The sequence below is a fragment of the Candidatus Planktophila limnetica genome, assembly GCF_002288365.1.
In the GTDB taxonomy this organism is placed as follows: Bacteria; Actinomycetota; Actinomycetes; order Nanopelagicales; family Nanopelagicaceae; genus Planktophila; species Planktophila limnetica.
Genome location: NZ_CP016782.1, coordinates 1,255,889 through 1,271,660, shown reverse-complemented (window position 1 = coordinate 1,271,660; position 15,772 = coordinate 1,255,889). Strand labels below are relative to the sequence as shown.

14 protein-coding genes are annotated in these 15,772 nt (G+C 43.8%); 7 read left to right on the top strand and 7 right to left on the bottom strand.

What is annotated here, in order from left to right; all coding sequences use genetic code 11:
• Window positions 1-5: 5 nt before the first annotated feature.
• A complete protein-coding gene (locus PHILAsVB114_RS06650; RefSeq protein ID WP_095698578.1) occupies window positions 6-1,631 on the bottom strand; it encodes a glycosyltransferase family 2 protein in 1,626 nt (541 codons plus the stop codon).
• 22 nt (window positions 1,632-1,653) lie between these two features.
• On the opposite strand from PHILAsVB114_RS06650, the gene PHILAsVB114_RS06645 reads away from it, so the two are divergent.
• Complete coding sequence (locus tag PHILAsVB114_RS06645; RefSeq protein WP_157906165.1) at window positions 1,654-2,574, top strand: hypothetical protein; 921 nt, start codon at window positions 1,654-1,656, stop codon at window positions 2,572-2,574.
• A 52-nt stretch (window positions 2,575-2,626) separates the two neighbouring features.
• Here PHILAsVB114_RS06645 and PHILAsVB114_RS06640 read toward each other — a convergent pair whose 3' ends face one another.
• Together PHILAsVB114_RS06640 and nicT are read right to left on the bottom strand one after the other, a co-directional pair.
• Window positions 2,627-4,702, bottom strand: a complete 2,076-nt coding sequence (locus tag PHILAsVB114_RS06640; protein WP_095698576.1) for a DEAD/DEAH box helicase — start codon at window positions 4,700-4,702, stop codon at window positions 2,627-2,629.
• Between the two features lie 183 nt (window positions 4,703-4,885).
• Window positions 4,886-6,073, bottom strand: coding sequence for a Nickel transporter NicT (gene nicT / locus PHILAsVB114_RS06635; RefSeq protein WP_095698575.1), 1,188 nt, complete (start codon window positions 6,071-6,073; stop codon window positions 4,886-4,888).
• Window positions 6,074-6,168: 95 nt separating this feature from the next.
• Between nicT and PHILAsVB114_RS06630 the strand changes: the two genes are divergently transcribed.
• Both PHILAsVB114_RS06630 and PHILAsVB114_RS06625 read left to right on the top strand, forming a co-directional pair.
• Window positions 6,169-7,551: a N,N-dimethylformamidase beta subunit family domain-containing protein gene (locus PHILAsVB114_RS06630; RefSeq protein WP_157906164.1), complete on the top strand. Its 1,383-nt coding sequence runs from the start codon at window positions 6,169-6,171 to the stop codon at window positions 7,549-7,551.
• A 53-nt stretch (window positions 7,552-7,604) separates the two neighbouring features.
• Window positions 7,605-8,558: a tetratricopeptide repeat protein gene (locus PHILAsVB114_RS06625; RefSeq protein WP_095698573.1), complete on the top strand. Its 954-nt coding sequence runs from the start codon at window positions 7,605-7,607 to the stop codon at window positions 8,556-8,558.
• Window positions 8,559-8,562: 4 nt separating this feature from the next.
• Here the strand turns inward: PHILAsVB114_RS06625 and PHILAsVB114_RS06620 are convergent, their stop codons facing one another.
• Complete coding sequence (locus PHILAsVB114_RS06620; protein WP_204246792.1) at window positions 8,563-9,210, bottom strand: TrmH family RNA methyltransferase; 648 nt, start codon at window positions 9,208-9,210, stop codon at window positions 8,563-8,565.
• Window positions 9,211-9,232: 22 nt separating this feature from the next.
• Between PHILAsVB114_RS06620 and PHILAsVB114_RS06615 the strand changes: the two genes are divergently transcribed.
• Genes PHILAsVB114_RS06615 through PHILAsVB114_RS06605 form a run of 3 tightly spaced genes read left to right on the top strand, consistent with a single transcriptional unit; the run spans window position 9,233 to window position 12,720 of the window.
• Window positions 9,233-9,601, top strand: a complete 369-nt coding sequence (locus tag PHILAsVB114_RS06615) for a hypothetical protein (protein WP_157906163.1) — start codon at window positions 9,233-9,235, stop codon at window positions 9,599-9,601.
• Between the two features lie 13 nt (window positions 9,602-9,614).
• Entirely contained in the window at window positions 9,615-10,796 is a 1,182-nt protein-coding gene (dacB, locus tag PHILAsVB114_RS06610) for a D-alanyl-D-alanine carboxypeptidase/D-alanyl-D-alanine endopeptidase (protein ID WP_095698571.1), read from the top strand.
• 13 nt (window positions 10,797-10,809) lie between these two features.
• The gene (locus PHILAsVB114_RS06605) at window positions 10,810-12,720 is read left to right on the top strand and encodes a primary-amine oxidase (protein WP_204246791.1); all 1,911 of its coding nucleotides are present in this window, start codon (window positions 10,810-10,812) and stop codon (window positions 12,718-12,720) included.
• Here the strand turns inward: PHILAsVB114_RS06605 and PHILAsVB114_RS06600 are convergent, their stop codons facing one another.
• Together PHILAsVB114_RS06600 and PHILAsVB114_RS06595 are read right to left on the bottom strand one after the other, a co-directional pair.
• A complete protein-coding gene (locus PHILAsVB114_RS06600; protein ID WP_095698569.1) occupies window positions 12,721-13,191 on the bottom strand; it encodes a hypothetical protein in 471 nt (156 codons plus the stop codon). It abuts the gene before it with no gap.
• A 25-nt stretch (window positions 13,192-13,216) separates the two neighbouring features.
• The gene (locus PHILAsVB114_RS06595; protein ID WP_095698568.1) at window positions 13,217-13,558 is read right to left on the bottom strand and encodes a hypothetical protein; all 342 of its coding nucleotides are present in this window, start codon (window positions 13,556-13,558) and stop codon (window positions 13,217-13,219) included.
• Between the two features lie 89 nt (window positions 13,559-13,647).
• On the opposite strand from PHILAsVB114_RS06595, the gene PHILAsVB114_RS06590 reads away from it, so the two are divergent.
• Entirely contained in the window at window positions 13,648-14,535 is an 888-nt protein-coding gene (locus tag PHILAsVB114_RS06590; RefSeq protein WP_204246790.1) for a heme o synthase, read from the top strand.
• Here the strand turns inward: PHILAsVB114_RS06590 and metZ are convergent.
• Window positions 14,517-15,743: an O-succinylhomoserine sulfhydrylase gene (gene metZ, locus PHILAsVB114_RS06585; RefSeq protein WP_095698566.1), complete on the bottom strand. Its 1,227-nt coding sequence runs from the start codon at window positions 15,741-15,743 to the stop codon at window positions 14,517-14,519. The genes PHILAsVB114_RS06590 and metZ overlap by 19 nt on opposite strands.
• Window positions 15,744-15,772 lie beyond the last annotated feature (29 nt).

Here is a 15,772-nt window from a genome sequence, read left to right as displayed (position 1 = left end):
CAAAACTAAAGTGCATAATTTTGCCTCCATGTAAAACTCAAATTTGCGTTTTCTGCACTGTCGTAGATTAAAGATGGCCAGTTGGGTTGCACATCTTTATATCTTTCAATAAAGAAATTTTCCTCTGGGATATGGGAAACACCAAGATCGCGACTAGCACTTTCTAGGTGAAATATTTGCGCCCGAGGTTCGTAAATAACTTTAAAACCTAACGTTTGGGCGCGAAGGCAGTAATCAATGTCATTGTAATTTATCTTAAGTTTAGGATCCCAGCCTTTAATTTTCATGAATAAAGATTTCTTAGTGGCCATTAATACACCCGTAACAGCACTAACTTCTCGTGGGACTACATAAGAAAATCCAAGCCCAAGACTATTTTCGGCTCTTTTGTACCCAATAATTTGTGGAACTCCATGAAGTACTTCAACACCCGCATACTGCAACAACCCATTCTCATAAAAAATTCGAGGTCCGACGATACCCGTAGAACCAATTTCCAACCAAGACAAACAGGCATCTAACCATTCAGAAGATTTAGACCGAACATCATCGTTAGAAATGATTAATTTTTCACAACTCGCCTCTCTAACACCCAAATTAATTTTGGAAGAAAGATTCAAAGTTTTTTGCGAACATAACACTAGTCGAACATTGGTATATTGACGTAATGCTCGCTGATCAGTAGAACTCATAAATTCATTATGTACAACGACTATCTCAGGTAATTGAGCTTTTTGAGTACTATTAACATCTTCTATAAAATCCCTAATTAGCCACCTTTCTTTTCCCTTAAGAAAAATTCTCTTATTTGCTGTAGGAACTACTATGCTAAAAATAGATCTAGTTCGAGAAATCGAAGGAAGCGAAATTCTGGGAGTCGCGGGTGGAGTCACTGCCATATTTCTAATAAAGCCAAGTTTTCCCAATGGACGAATTACGACCGTTTGCAATTTTTTAGGATTTAAACTAGTAAATTTTGCTGATTCTAAATAAATCGGAGGGAACAACTTTATGGAAGAGTTATAAACAGAATTCCAGTTTGGCTTCTTAAACATATTTTTTTGATGCGTATCCAGAACATCGCAGTAAAGAGTCGAATTATCATCATATTTAATCCAAGAACGTGCAAATTCAAAAATAGTTAAAGGAGAAAAAAATATGTCTTCAGTGATGTGAAGTATGATATCGGCAGATTGGGAACTGCATTTAACAAATCGTGATTTTTTTAAACTGTTCCTTGCGGTGGGAAAATCGTCGAGCATTGACACTTCTATCTTCAAAAACCTTGCTTTGATCCCATTTACTGTAAATATCGAATACAAAAAGTAGTGAATAAATTTCGTAATTGAAACACAAATATTAGAAAAATCTGAAATAATATTACCGAAAAAACTTAGAACTAGTGAGGATAATAAAAGCTTATCCCCGCGCACAAAAACCCCGTAAAGTTTCCTTAGAAACAATGTCCACTTCCATGAGCGGGAATTTAAAAGTTGATAAAATCGTCGTTCTAAGTGAACGTTCTTTTCCTCTATTTCTGAACGTAATGCATCTAGCGCGTGATATTCGAATCCCATATTTCTTGATAAAGCCCGCTCTGTTAAATCCACTAGCGAAGTTTCACGTGCCATGGAAGAAGTCTACAATCTTTCTATGGGAAACATTGTGCAGGCGTCAAGGTCTTCAGAGAGAGGCGCTTTAATTTGTATTTTAGCGCGAACATTGGCATTTTTGCTATGGCCCGTCGTGATTATGGATCGGCTAGTATCATCAAATAGTAATAAACTTAAATTACTAGATTTTGATTTCAATTTATCTCGCATATTCATATACGTACATCATTCAGAAAGCAGATTATTGGATGATTACGATAAACAGGTATTAGAAGAGGCAAAATCTTCGGGATTTTCAACGATTTTGGTTAGTAACGGAGAATTTAATTCTGCTGAAAACACAGATTACATTTTTCGCAAAAATCGTTTTGGTCGAGATTTTGGAGTTTTGCGCGACATGGCCAGAAGTCTAACTTTAAACGGTAACCAAACAATCTCATTTTTTTATCTAAATAATTCAATGGTGTGGAAAAAGAATGGCATATTTGACTTAATCAACGTTCTAGAAAAATCAAAAGTCAACGTTTTGGTTTTTCCAACAGAATCCTTCAATCCCGTACACCACGTACAACCCTATTTTCTTTTTGCAAAATTAGAAAAAGATAAATTTAATCATTTTTCTTCTAGTTTTAATTGGATTAGAAATTTTCATTTCCGGCGCAGCCTAATATATTTGAACGAGTACCGCATTGCGCGCAAATTACTAGATAATGATTGGAAAATTCAAGTGCTCGCACCTTACTGGAAACTTATCGAGACAGAGAATCGTGTCCGACAAAATAAATTTGAAGAATTACTAGATCCAACTTATAAATTGTATAATCCCACCCAGCACATGTGGAAGTCGTTGTCGAAGTTTCATATAAGTGGGATAAAAAGATCATTGATTTTCAAAAATCCTGTAGGTGTAAAGAATTCTCCAACGAACGCAAGGGATGCATTGGCATCGATGTACAAGTAAGAATTATATTTTAAATTACTTTTACAAATAAGCAATATTGAAAGATTTTGAATTATCTAGGCCGTCTACGACGCTGACTTGAATTAGGGCGTGGGCGCTTTCCGCCGGAGCGAGAAGGTCCACGGGATTCAGTGATTGGGGCTACGTACGGGATTCCACTTGGTTCTTGGGCACCGGTGATTGTCATTAGTTCGGCGTCATTTGGTTTTACGCCAACGAATTTAGGTGTGACACCGGCACGAGATGTTAATCCCTTAACTGATGTTTGCTGTTTTGTAGTTGCAAGTACTACTACTCCACCAGCTTCGCCAGCGCGTGCTGTGCGACCGGAGCGGTGTAGATAATCCTTGTGATCTGTTGGTGCATCAACGTGGACAACGAGTGAGATGCCATCGACGTGGATACCACGGGCGGCGACGTCGGTTGCAACGAGTGCTGCGTTTTCTTGTTCTTTAAATAGTTTGAGTGTGCGAGTACGGACTGCTTGTGACTTTCCACCGTGCAGAGCGCCGACCGGAACGCCAGCTTTTGCGAGGTTGTCAGCAAGACGATCTGCGCCACGTTGGGTTTTAACAAAGAGAATTGTTTTTCCGTTACGTGCTGCGATTTGTGCGGTGATTAAATCTTTATCACCTGGGTGCATAACAAGAACGTGGTGTTCCATAGTTGAAACAGATGCACGATCGTTTTGTAGTGAGTGAGTCTTTGGGTTCTTAAGGTATGACTTAACGAGTGAGTCGACACCGCGATCAAGAGTTGCTGAAAAGAGCAGACGCTGTCCGCCCATTTTTCCTTGATCTAAAATCTCTTTTACAACTGGCAAGAAGCCCATATCAGCCATTTGATCTGCTTCATCAAGGACAGTGATTTCGAGGTTATCGAGTTGTACTTCTCCGCGATTAAGTAGATCGATAAGGCGACCAGGAGTTGCAACAAGAATGGCAGTTGCTTTGCGCATTGCAGTGATCTGCTTGGCATATGGCATTCCGCCTGCGATAACAACTGATTCGTGACCGATTGCGCGAGCAAGAGGGGTTAGAACTTCATCGATTTGTTGTGCGAGTTCGCGAGTAGGTGTGAGTACCAAAGCCAGTGGTTTGTGGGGCTTTGCTTGCTTATTTTGTAGGTTATTAAGAAGAGCTAAACCAAATGCAAGAGTTTTACCTGATCCCGTTTGTCCGCGACCCAAGATGTCGTGGCCTTTGAGAGCATCAGGAAGTGTTGCAATCTGGATAGGAAACGGTGATGTGATTCCTTGTGCGCTGAGGGCGTTAACTAGTGGCGCAGAAATTCCTAATTGAGTCCAAGTTACGTCTGTGTCAGTTAGCGTTGCGGCCGCTGATGTTGTCTTGCGCGACTTTGTCTCAATTACTTCTTCGGTGATGTAGTTATCGTTGGCACCAAAATCAATTGCTTCACGGGTGTGGGTGCGTGGGTAGGCAGTCGAGGACTTCTTGCCGCTGTATGACTTGTTTACAGTGCGTGAGTCAGTTGTGCTGCGTGGCTTAAAAGTTCTCTCAGTTCTGTTTGCACGTGTTGTGTCAGGACGCTCTGTCTCTGGTTTACGTGGCTTTTGACCAGGGATCCACTTGGTGCGCTTTTGTGGCACAAAGTTTGGACGACCATCATTGGCAGGATCTGCCTTCGCCGCTTCGCGGCGAGTTGTTGGACGCGTGTCAGATTGCTTGAATTCGCTCTTTTTAAACTCTGATTTCTTATCGCTCTTCTTAAAAGTTGTCTTCTTATATTCACCGGAGCGGTATTCAGTTTTCTTAAATGTGCGCTCTGTTTTTTCTGGACGCTCAGCGCGTTCTGTGCGCTTTGCTACGAATTCATCGGCACGTGAAGTTGTCTTAGCCTTTGGTGCAATCTTTTCTTGGTAGCGCTTTGCACGTAGCTTGGAGCGCTCTAGATTGCGCTCTTCTTTACGTGTGGCAACTCCCTTTGGACCATCGCTATAACGGCGAGTAGTTTTCGGCGCTTCTTTTTTAACTGCGCGTACTTCTTTATCTATTGGATTAAATGTTGATTTAGTGGATTTAGCAGCGCTCTTCTTTGTGCGTGGCTTTCCAGCTGAGGCTGCGCGGCGTGCTTTTCCAGGGGCAGAGGTACGTGGTTGTAGAGACATGATTTATCCGTTTACCAATCGAGAGACAAGCGCGTCTCGATCAAGATTGGTGCTTAAGACTCGCAAGTAAGTGCTTTGTAAGCACTTTAAGGGAAGAGCTTTCTTTCGGATGAAAGAACGTGCTAATAATACCGTGGATTATCAGTTCTCATTACCACTGCTGTTGTGGACCAGAAGTGTGCTTTAGTCGATCGTAAAAGCGTTACGGATTGGTCCTAATTCCATTCCTGCTGCAGCATGATCTGTGTTTTCACCACGTGCTAGCTGGGCTGCGTGTGCTTTGTTATGCCAACGCTCTTCGATTTTTCCATAGCGCCAGATAAGTAGTGCAACGGCCCAGACAACAACAAAAGCGCCCACAATGAAGTAGCCAGCACTGTTTAAATTAAAAGCAAGGGCGTAATCCCAGAATCCACCTGTCAGATTGAGCTGTCCGGCAATTACTTGGCAGATTTCTAAGCCACCAACAAAGAGGGCCACAGCCACAGAAAGACCTGTGATGATGATGTTGTAGTAAACCTTGCGTACTGGCTTTGAAAAAGCCCAGCCATATGCGAAGTTCATAAATGAACCATCGATGGTGTCTAGCAGTGACATGCCGCCTGCGAAAAATAGAGGCAGCGAAATAATTGCCCACCACGGCAAGCCTGCAACAACGGAGGATCCTGCAAGAACGAGCAGACCAATCTCTGTTGCGGTATCAAAGCCGAGACCAAAGAGAATACCTAGTGGATACATCTTCCAAGACTTATCGATGCGACGAGCGATTGGTCCAAAAAAGCGCATAAGCAGACCGCGAGAGTTCAGATGCTTTTCCAACTCTTCGTCACTATATGTTCCTTTGCGCATTTCGATAAATACACCAATGATGGAAACCAAGATGACTAAGTTAAGAATTGCGATGATCATGAGGAATGTGCCTGAGACAGTCAGGCCAATCAAACCGGTGTAGTGGTGTAGTGCAGAGTCTTCATCTTTTAATTGACCACCGAGCGCTTTAATTCCAAAGTTAAGCAAGAGTGCCAAGGCCATCACAACGGATGAGTGACCAAGGGAGAAGAAGAAACCAACAGCTAGTGGGCGTTGTCCTTCAGACATTAATTTACGAGTGGTGTTATCAATGGCGCTGATGTGATCGGCATCGAAGGCATGACGCATTCCAAGAACGTATGCAAGGGCAGCTGTGCCCCAACCAAATAAAGAACCATCGCTTAATTCGTAGCGACCACTTGTTGCTTTCCACATTAATAAGCCACCTGCAATATGCAGGAATGCGATGAAACCAAACATCGCGCCCATACGACGCCATTCAGCCTGTGTGAGGCGATCGCGTAGGGCAGGCTTTTGGGTTTGAGCGATTACTTGGTTCATGGCTACTTTCGGCTAGATGCGAATCATTTGCAAGTAGTAAGGGTAAGTCACGCTCAGCCGGGTGTCCATTTGAAATGGGCCATAAACTCATGGACGTGAAGCGCGCTCTCCTACTTATTACAACGCTGGTGGCTTCCTTGCTGCCTATGGCGCCAGCGTCAGCTGGGACCTGTGATTGGGACACAGATACGGGGTGGGTTGCTCGCGAGAATGCAAAGCCTGGGGCAAAGCAGTGGGATCTGGGTGCACCGGTTCGCCGCAGTGCAGATTTTTCTAGGCGCGTGGAAGTTAAAAGAGTTGAAGGCTGGTTTGGTGCCACGAGTGCGCAATGTGGACAAAGCGTTGCGCTGCATTTAGTTGGTGCATCAAAAGATATCGAGACAACAATTTCGATCTATCGCATGGGTTACTACGGTGGCGCTCGCGCACGTTTAGTGGGTGTGGAAAAGATCAAAGACATATTGTGGAAATTTAAAGTCAATGAAAATACACCACCGGGTCAATACCTCTTTCGACTTGATGCGCCGCGACATAAGACTTCTTTTGTTCCGCTAGTAATACGAGATGACAAATCAAAGAGTGCGATTACTTTTATTTCATCAGTCTTTACATGGCAGGCATATAACCAGTGGGGTGGATCATCTTTATATAAAGGCCCTGATGCTAAACGTGAGAGCAGAGCTGCTGTTGTAACTTTTAATCGACCATATGATGGCGATGGCGCGGGGCAATTTAGATATATGGAGTTTCCTGCGCTGTATTTGGCAGAGCGTGCAGGCCATGAGATTAATTACATTACAGATATTGATTTAGATTCTGATCCAACGACGCTTCGCAATACGCAATCTATTGTTGTTGGCGGCCATAGTGAGTACTGGACAGAGCGCATGCGTGGTGCGATAGATGCATCGGTTGCAAGTGGAATCAATCTAGTTTCACTCGGTGGCAATACTGCCTATAACAAAGTTACCTATGATCCAAAGACTCGAACGATGAGTGATGTCATCACATGGCGAGATCCCGTGGTGAGAAAATCTGAGTCACACTTACTTGGTGCGCAGTACTTTGCGATGGGTGTCAAAAGTGATTACGTCGTTAAAAGCGCTGCCCAGTGGCCTTTTGACGTGCTCAAAAGCGGCGAGAAAATACTTGGCGTAGTCGGAAGCGAAGTTGATGCGCCGGTGGTAAATGGCAGACGTGTGGGAGTTGAAATCCTTGCGGCGTCACCGCCGGTTGGTGATAAAAAGATTTCAGCCGTTGCTACGTATTACACACGCGAGAGCGGGGCGGCAATCTTAAATATTGGTACCAATGGTTGGGTCTGTGCGATCGATAACCAGTGTCCATGGGGGCACGTATTTGCAACCAAGACGCGTAAGCAAATAGCCGCGGTCACTGGTGCGATATTTGAAGGACTTACGCGCGGGCCTGTTGGTAAATGGCGACCAGCAACAATTGATATTCCAGCCCAACTCTAAGAAATTGCGTATAGAGTCGCGCTCATAACTCGGCAGGAGAACGGGGAGGTCTGATGGGCGAAGATGAAGGCCAGGACGAGCTTGTAACTGAGGAAATGCTCTGGGACAGAATTCCAGAAGTAGATGGCGCAGAACGCGCAAGTACTTATTACGAACTTAGTGCCCGAATCTATGCTCGCGGACAATACGACGAAGCGCTTGCACTTGCAGAGACTGCGTGTGATATTTATTCAACACTGGGTGTGAATGCACCTTCAGAAGGTTTAGCACAAGCGTATTCAGCAATTGGTTATAACTTAAACCAACTCAAGCGCATGGATGAAGCAGCAACTGCAATGAGCAAAGCTGTTGAGATATTACGTGAGAACAAATCTCCTATTGCACTCGAACTTGCTTGCACACTCGGTGAGTGGTGGTACTCATCTAAAAACTATGACAATGTTATTTCAACCATGGAAGGGTGTGCACAAGAGCACCTTGTTGATGGAAATGAAATTGGCGCTGCAAATGATTTACATCTAATTGGCTGCGCATACCGAGATCTCAAGCGTTATGACGAAGCAATTCGTTCTTTCCAAGAAGCACGTGCTTTATATAAGAGCAATAAAGAGGTTATTCATGTGGCACGCTGTGATCAAAAGATTGCTTCTTGCTACGTCGAGCTCGCAGATGGCGACGCCGCCCTTGAATCAGCGCGCAAGGCTCTGGATGTCTTTGAAACAGCCCACGATCACTTGCGCGAAACCTTTGCTTTATTTGAATACGGAAAAGCTCAAGTGTTACTCGGCAAATTAGAAGAAGGGTTAGATTCTTTAGACACTGTCTTGCAGACAGCAACGGAGGAGGACCCAAAGGACTTCGAATTTATCGTCGATATCGAATCTCGTATGGCAGCAGTTATGCGCACCCTTGGTCGCGATAAAGAGGCCGATGAGATCCAGCGCCGTTTAGCGTCTGTTAAAGATGCGATGATTGAAGATACAAATAGCGAAGAAGAGCGCGCTTAAAAAACTATCGTGGCAGGTGCTGCAAAGCCCAGTGATACATCGCAATGGCGCCGGCGGCCGATGCGTTCATAGACCTTGTTGATCCGTATTGGTTGATCTCATAAATAACTGGGCACACAGCAATGCCCTCTTCAGACATTCCGGAGCCTTCTTGACCAAATAAAAGTACGCATGTTTCTGGCAACTGCGCTGATTCGAGTTGCTTAGATCCTGGCACGTTATCTATTCCGATAATTGGCACGTTATTTTCTTGGCACCACTTTTGGAAATCAGCAATCGTTGGATGATGAATGACAGAGAGATATCTATCGGTCACCATGGCGCCGCGCTTGTTCCAATCGCGTTTTCCAACGATGTGAACTGCGGTGACGTTAAAGGCATTGGCTGTGCGAACGATGGAGCCAATATTTAAATCGTGTTGCCAATTTTCAATTGCAATATGTAATTTGTGACGCTTAGTATCTAAGTCAGCAACAATTGATTCGACTTTCCAATAACGATAATGATCTAAAACATTTCTGCGGTCGCCATTTTCAAGAAGCTCTGGATCGAATTGATCACCGGTGGGCCAAGGCTTCTCATGAGGGCCAACACCTATGACAGGAAAAAATTCACCTGGTCCAATAGTGGCTGGCGGCATTGGTCTTTCCATGTCTGCACTCTAAACTGAATCCATGGACCTCTCAATTATTCATACAGTCGCATACATCCTTCACATGCTTGGAATTCTTGGAGTATTAGTTTTATTACTCCTTCAGGTATCTAAAAAGCCTCGTAAATTCAATGCTGGTGTGCTTCACAGCGCAGCCACAGCACTTATCGCAGGACTAGTAATGGTGGGAGTTCAGTACCCACTCAATGAAGAAAATGCCGCTGAATGGCCTTTGTATGACAACACAAAGATTGCAGTCAAACTAGGAATAGTTCTCATTATTTTGCTTATCGGCTATCGCCAGAACAAGAAATCAGTATTTACAACTAAGACTTGGGCAACCCTGCTGGTCCTTACTGTTGCAAATATTGTTATTGCATACACCTGGTAACTACTCACTAAAAATGATTAAACGCTTGCGCCCACTGGGCTTCTTACTAGCCCTTGCGCTAGTAATTTCTGCGACCCCTGCGCAGGCGTTAGAAAAACTAGCCCCCAGTGCAATCCCTAAAGTTTTTCAGAACCTTTCTGATTCAAAGTTCTTAGCTGATCCCTCCATGATCGTGGTGGATGCAATGACAGGTGAAATCATCTTCGAACGTAACTCAACACAAGCGCGCAAGCCGGCTTCCGTAATTAAATTACTCTCTGCAACATCGGTACTGAGTTATATAGATTCGCAGAAGGTTTTTAATACAAATATTTATAAGGGTGTTGATCCAGGCACAATTGTGATCAACGGCGAATACGATCCGTGGATCTCAATGATTCAATCTCAAGCAGAGAAGATGGGACGCACATCTCTGCCACGGTTGGGTTTTAATACAATCAATCGTTACAACGAATTAACTCAGAGCAATGCAAAGCGCTTAAAGATTTTATATACAGGTTTATTTCCACAGGACTTGGCAAATTTGCAAGCATTCTTAAAAAAGCGCGGCATTCGCACAACTGCTGAAAAAATCACGGCAGAAGATGCGCTGTTGCAATCTGCTGAGCCTTTAGTTCTTTCGGCTTCGCCAACGCTTGAAACAATGGTGAAGTGGACGCTGCTCTGGAGCGATAACGTATTAGCAGAACGCCTTGCACGATTAGCTGCGATCACATCTGGAGAAACGTTTAATACACAAGGCGTTGCAGATACTTTTCACACCGTGCTGACAAATTTTGGAATTGATCCAGACAAAATAGAAGTAGCCGATGGCAGTGGTTTATCAAAACAAAATCGCGTGACAGCAAAAGCCATCGCTGATTTGTTAATGAAGATTAGAAATGATCCGAAGTATGTATCGGTCTATGAGGGCCTACCTATAGGTGGCGTATCAGGAACTTTGCAAAAGCGCTTCTTAACAACTGCCCCACAAGCCGTGGGCCTCGTTCGTGGCAAGACTGGCACCCTTTCAGGAACGGTGAGTTTGGCCGGCTACGTTGACTCCGAAGACCGACAATACATTTTTGTGGCAATCGCAGATAAGATTCCGCGCAGATATAGCGCCTCCGAGCGAGCTCGGGACACGTTAGATCGAATTCTTGGAAAAATTGCAGCGCCAATTTTTCCAGAGTTGTTGCCGGTTACTACAACATAGAGAGTTGGTTTGTGTGTCTGCCCATCCGCTTGATCCGCTATCGGCGGCAGAGCAAGAATCACTCGTTAAGGCCGCACGCGCTGCATGGAAATTAGATCATCGCCATTTAATCGCGATGCTGCAACTAGATGAGCCCTCAAAAGAGTTTTTAAATAATTGGAAAATTGGCGATGCCTTTATTCGAAATGCTCGCATCACAATCTGGGATCAAGAAAAAGCGATGGTCTCAGAAGGTGTTATCTCAACCAGTGGTGAAGTAAAGAGTTACAAAGACATTCCTGGTGCAAAGGCTCCTGTGCTAGCGATTGAATCTAATCGCGCAATTGAAATAGCGCGCAAAGATCAAAGAGTCATTGATGCGCTGAAAAAGCGTGGAATAAATAATACTGATGATGTTCACATGGAAACTTGGCCTATTGGTGCCAAGATTCCTGATTACATCGATGATGGTCGCCGTGTTATCTGGACACCTATGTGGCACAAGCGCGATAAAGATGGAAACTTCTACGCTCACCCAATTAATGGTCTGCATGCAATTGTAGATATTGATAAGTTTGAAGTTGTTGGTATTGAAGATGATGAACAGACACCAATTCCACAAACAGCTGGTCCATACCGCGAATCACAACAGGAGTCACTTGTTCACTTAAAAGAATTATCAATTCACCAACCAGAAGGACCTTCTTTTAGCGTTAATGGTTGGCGCATTGATTGGGAACGCTGGAACTTTCGTGTGGGCTTTGATCAGCGTGAAGGTTTAGTTGTGCACGACATTCGCTTTAATGACAATGGCACAGAGCGCAAAATCGGGCACCGCTTATCTATTGCAGAACTAGTTATTCCATACGGAGATCCAAGCCAAGGTTCTTACAGAAAGAATGCATTTGATACGGGTGAATACGGCCTTGGAAACTTTACGAACTCACTTACTCTAGGTTGCGATTGCTTAGGTGAAATTACGTACTTAGATGCAGCCGTCACCGAAGGCGATGGCAAAGTACGCGAGATTAAAAACGCTATTTGTATGCACGAAGAAGACTTTGGAATTCTATGGAAGCACGTTGATATTGATGGACATCCAGAAGTGCGCCGCAGTCGTCGCTTTGTGCTTTCATCAATTGTTACGATCAATAATTATGAATATGGTTACTACTGGTATTTCTACCAAGATGGAAATATCGAATTCGAAGCCAAGCTGACTGGAATTGTTTTAACTCTCGGTGATACCCCACACGCAGTTCATCCTTCTGCCACAGAAATCGAACCTGGTTTATTTGCTCCGTATCACCAACATGTTTTCTGCGCGCGTCTTGATTTAGATGTTGATGGACCAAATAACAGCGTTATAGAAGTTGATTCATTCGCGCACCCAATGGGACCTAAGAATCCACACGGTGGAGCATTTGAAACAAGTGAAACAGTGTTTAAAGATGAGAAGAGTGCGCAGCGCTTGTATGACTTAATGAAGTCTCGTTACTGGAAGATTGTTAATCCAAATAAGAAAAACCATATGGGTAAACCAGTTGGTTACAAACTTATTACTGGCGGAAACTCTTATCCATTAACGCTTCCAGAATCTGTTTTGGGTAAGCGTGCAGGATTTATGTATCAACATCTTTGGGTAACTAAGAACACTGAAGAAGAGAGATATCCAGCCGGTGATTATCCATTCCAACATCCAGGTGGAGATGGTTTACCACGATGGACACAAGCGAATAGATCTATTGAAAACACAGATGTTGTTATGTGGTACGTCTTTGGTCTTAATCACATTCCACGTATTGAAGATTGGCCAGTAATGCCAGTTGAAAGACTGGGCTTTACCTTAAAACCAATGGGATTTTTTAAGCGCACACCTGCAATGGATGTTGCACCTAATAAAGCTGTTTGCAGTTGTGGCAGCAACTGCAATTGCGGACACTAACTAAAGAAGCTCGCAAGCGTTTGTAAATTCTCCAGCGTGGAATTCAATCATCGATAAACTGTTGTTCAAGGCGTAAGTTAAATCTTCTATCTCAAAAGGATCCATTGACGTCTTTGTGACGCGATTTAAATCTCCACTTCGATCCGCAACTTGCCATACTTCATCTCTTAATGAACCCATAGATGAAGCGACCTGACCAAATGTCTTGTAATAAAAAGAATCTACATACTTTGCATAAGCCATATAAACCGCACGTAGTTTTGGATAATCGACAGGGTCTATACCAACGCGTGTATCATTAAAAACTATTGTTCTAGCTAAAATTAAAGAACATGATTTTTTGTTCATTTTAAGTTTTTTAGCGGGTGTAACTTTTCCTTGAGAAAAAGCATTTGCAGGCAGGGCTGATGTTGCTGCCAGAATTAGTCCAAGAGATAAGGCAAAGGAAATAGATTTTTTTGGAAAGTTCACACCGAAATAGTAGTGGAGGGACTAGTTAGTCGTCATCACCTTCGTCGTCCTCATCCTCGTCTTCATCTTCAAACTCGTCATCATCATCGTCTCCACCAGTAGGTGGAAGCGGTGGTGTGCCAATGGAAGCTTTAGGCTGTGCAACATTTGATGTGATCGATGGAGCGGCAGAGGCTATAGCAACACTTTCTGTTTCTGCGATCGCTGGGGATTCGTTGCTTGTTTGAGCTGCAACAACACCAACACTTATTGCCAATAAAGGGATTGAAAGAGCAAGTGTTCTAAAACCGCTTTTAAGGACTGGTCGTGGCTTTGGGCCATCACTTTCTGCGAGTTCGAACCATTCAGGCTTTTTCATGGGTTCCATCGTGTGCACCTTTCGTTAAGTGAAATGTATTACTCATTCCTTAGAAGGGTCTGTGAAGCGAGAAAAATAATGGCGGGTAATCTATGACAGTGAGCACATTTACCGCTGCCGAACAAGGACGCGGCTATTTAGATTTAATGAAATTACGTGTTGTTGAGTTATTACTCGTCACAACAGTGCCAGCACTCGTTTTAGCTGAAGGAAAACTTCCTGGATTAGTTGTGACCGCTGCATCAATTATTGGTGGCACTTTGGCTGCAGGGGCAGCGAATGCATACAACATGATCATTGAAAGTGATATCGATAAGTTGATGGCGCGTACTTCTAAGCGTCCATTGGTTACTGGTGTTTTGAACAAAGTGCAGGCAACTATCTTTGCAACGATTGTTGCAATTCTTTCTTTAGTTGTCTTTTGGGTTTTCACAACTCCCCTTGCAACGTTATTAACTCTCATTGCGATTGTTTTCTACGTTGTTGTTTATACGATGGGACTCAAGCGTCGCACTGCGCAAAATATTGTTTGGGGTGGTGCTGCGGGATGTATGCCGGTCTTTATTGGGTGGGCTGCAGTTACTAATTCACTTTCCTGGACAGCAGTTGCTTTCTTTATGGTTATTTTCTTCTGGACCCCACCACATTTTTGGGCGTTGGCAATTAAATATAAAGATGATTATGCAGCCGCAAATGTTCCGATGTTGCCTGTGGTTGCCACTCGCAATCGTGTGCACCGCGAAATGTGGCTACACACCGTTGCGATGATTGTTTCATCCATTGCGTTGATTCGTTTTGCAGATCTGCAGTTGTGGGCACTTATTCTAACTATTGGATTAGGACTTGTATTTGCGGGGCAGTTAATTCAACTTCGCGAGAGAACCCCTGATTACACAAAGGTTGCAGGAAAGATTTTCCAGTGGTCTATTACGTATTTAAGTTTGTTATCTGTATTGCTAGTGGTTGCTCAGCTTTTAAAAGCTTGAGTTAAATCTTTAATTAAATCCACACTTGCTTCTAGGCCGACAGATAAACGCAATACCGATGGAGTAATGCCCATTTCTGCCTGAACCTCTGGACTTAAACGCTTGTGGGTGGTTGATGCCGGGTGAGTAATAAGTGTCTTGCTGTCGCCGTGATTATTTGAAATATCAATGAGAACAAGGCGATTAACGAATGCGAAAGCATCTTTTTTGTTGCCATTTAATTCGATGCAAATATTTGTGCCGCCAGCGCCACCTGTCTGCTTTTGAGTCAGGGCGTAGTCAGGGTGGGATTTAAGTCCTGGATAGCGCACAGACTTAACTTCCTTGCGGGTTTCAAGAAATTCTGCGATCTCTTGCGCGCTTGCATTCATCTTTTCAACACGCATCTGCATTGTTTCAAGGGATTTAAGAAGTATCCACGCATTAAATGCACTAATAGTTGGTCCAGTGTGGCGGAAAAATGGCAAGAAGTGTTCTTGCATATATGCAAATGAACCAAGAACTGCGCCAGCTAAAACTCTGCCTTGTCCGTCAATGTGCTTGGTGGCTGAATACATAACCACATCGGCGCCAAGTTGTAATGGTTTTTGATAGACAGGGGATGCCATAACGTTATCGACGATCACGGTTGCGCCAACTTTATGAGCAAGATCGCTGACCATCTTGATATCTACGATGTCGAGCATCGGATTACTTGGTGTTTCAAGAAATACTGCCTTGGTTGGAGTACTCAGTGCCTTTGCCCACGCACTTGGGTCATTGCCCTTAACGAGTTCTACAGTGACGCCCCACTTAGGCAAAATCTCTGTGAGAACAACATGGCACGAACTAAACATTGAAGCCGATGCGACAACGCGATCTCCGGCCTTAACAAGGCACGCAACGGATGCGAACATCGCTGACATTCCAGAACCAGTTGCTACGCAAAACTCTGCGCCTTCAAGGGCTGCAAGTCTTTGTTCAAACATTGCAACTGTTGGATTTCCAAAACGTCCATAAACAAAATGATCTGTTTCATCGATAAAAGCTTCTTCTGCTTCTTCTGCATTTGAATAAGTAAAACCACTTGTGAGGTATAGCGCTTCAGATGTTTCACCAAAACCAGAACGTGCAAGACCTGCACGCACTGCTTGTGTTTGTGGATCAAGAGTCCAATTGGGATCTGGACGCTCGGATCGGGGTTGGTATCCCCAGGGGCGCTTTGACATGGATTAAGTGTAATCGCCTGTGAGATAGT

Coding starts and splice junctions, on each gene's coding strand:
- PHILAsVB114_RS06650 (WP_095698578.1), bottom strand. CDS start 1,631: ATGGCACGTGAAACTTCGCTAGTGGATTTAACAGAGCGGGCTTTATCA.
- PHILAsVB114_RS06645 (WP_157906165.1), top strand. CDS start 1,654: ATGGGAAACATTGTGCAGGCGTCAAGGTCTTCAGAGAGAGGCGCTTTA.
- PHILAsVB114_RS06640 (WP_095698576.1), bottom strand. CDS start 4,702: ATGTCTCTACAACCACGTACCTCTGCCCCTGGAAAAGCACGCCGCGCA.
- nicT (WP_095698575.1), bottom strand. CDS start 6,073: ATGAACCAAGTAATCGCTCAAACCCAAAAGCCTGCCCTACGCGATCGC.
- PHILAsVB114_RS06625 (WP_095698573.1), top strand. CDS start 7,605: ATGGGCGAAGATGAAGGCCAGGACGAGCTTGTAACTGAGGAAATGCTC.
- PHILAsVB114_RS06620 (WP_204246792.1), bottom strand. CDS start 9,210: ATGGAAAGACCAATGCCGCCAGCCACTATTGGACCAGGTGAATTTTTT.
- PHILAsVB114_RS06615 (WP_157906163.1), top strand. CDS start 9,233: ATGGACCTCTCAATTATTCATACAGTCGCATACATCCTTCACATGCTT.
- dacB (WP_095698571.1), top strand. CDS start 9,615: ATGATTAAACGCTTGCGCCCACTGGGCTTCTTACTAGCCCTTGCGCTA.
- PHILAsVB114_RS06595 (WP_095698568.1), bottom strand. CDS start 13,558: ATGGAACCCATGAAAAAGCCTGAATGGTTCGAACTCGCAGAAAGTGAT.
- metZ (WP_095698566.1), bottom strand. CDS start 15,743: ATGTCAAAGCGCCCCTGGGGATACCAACCCCGATCCGAGCGTCCAGAT.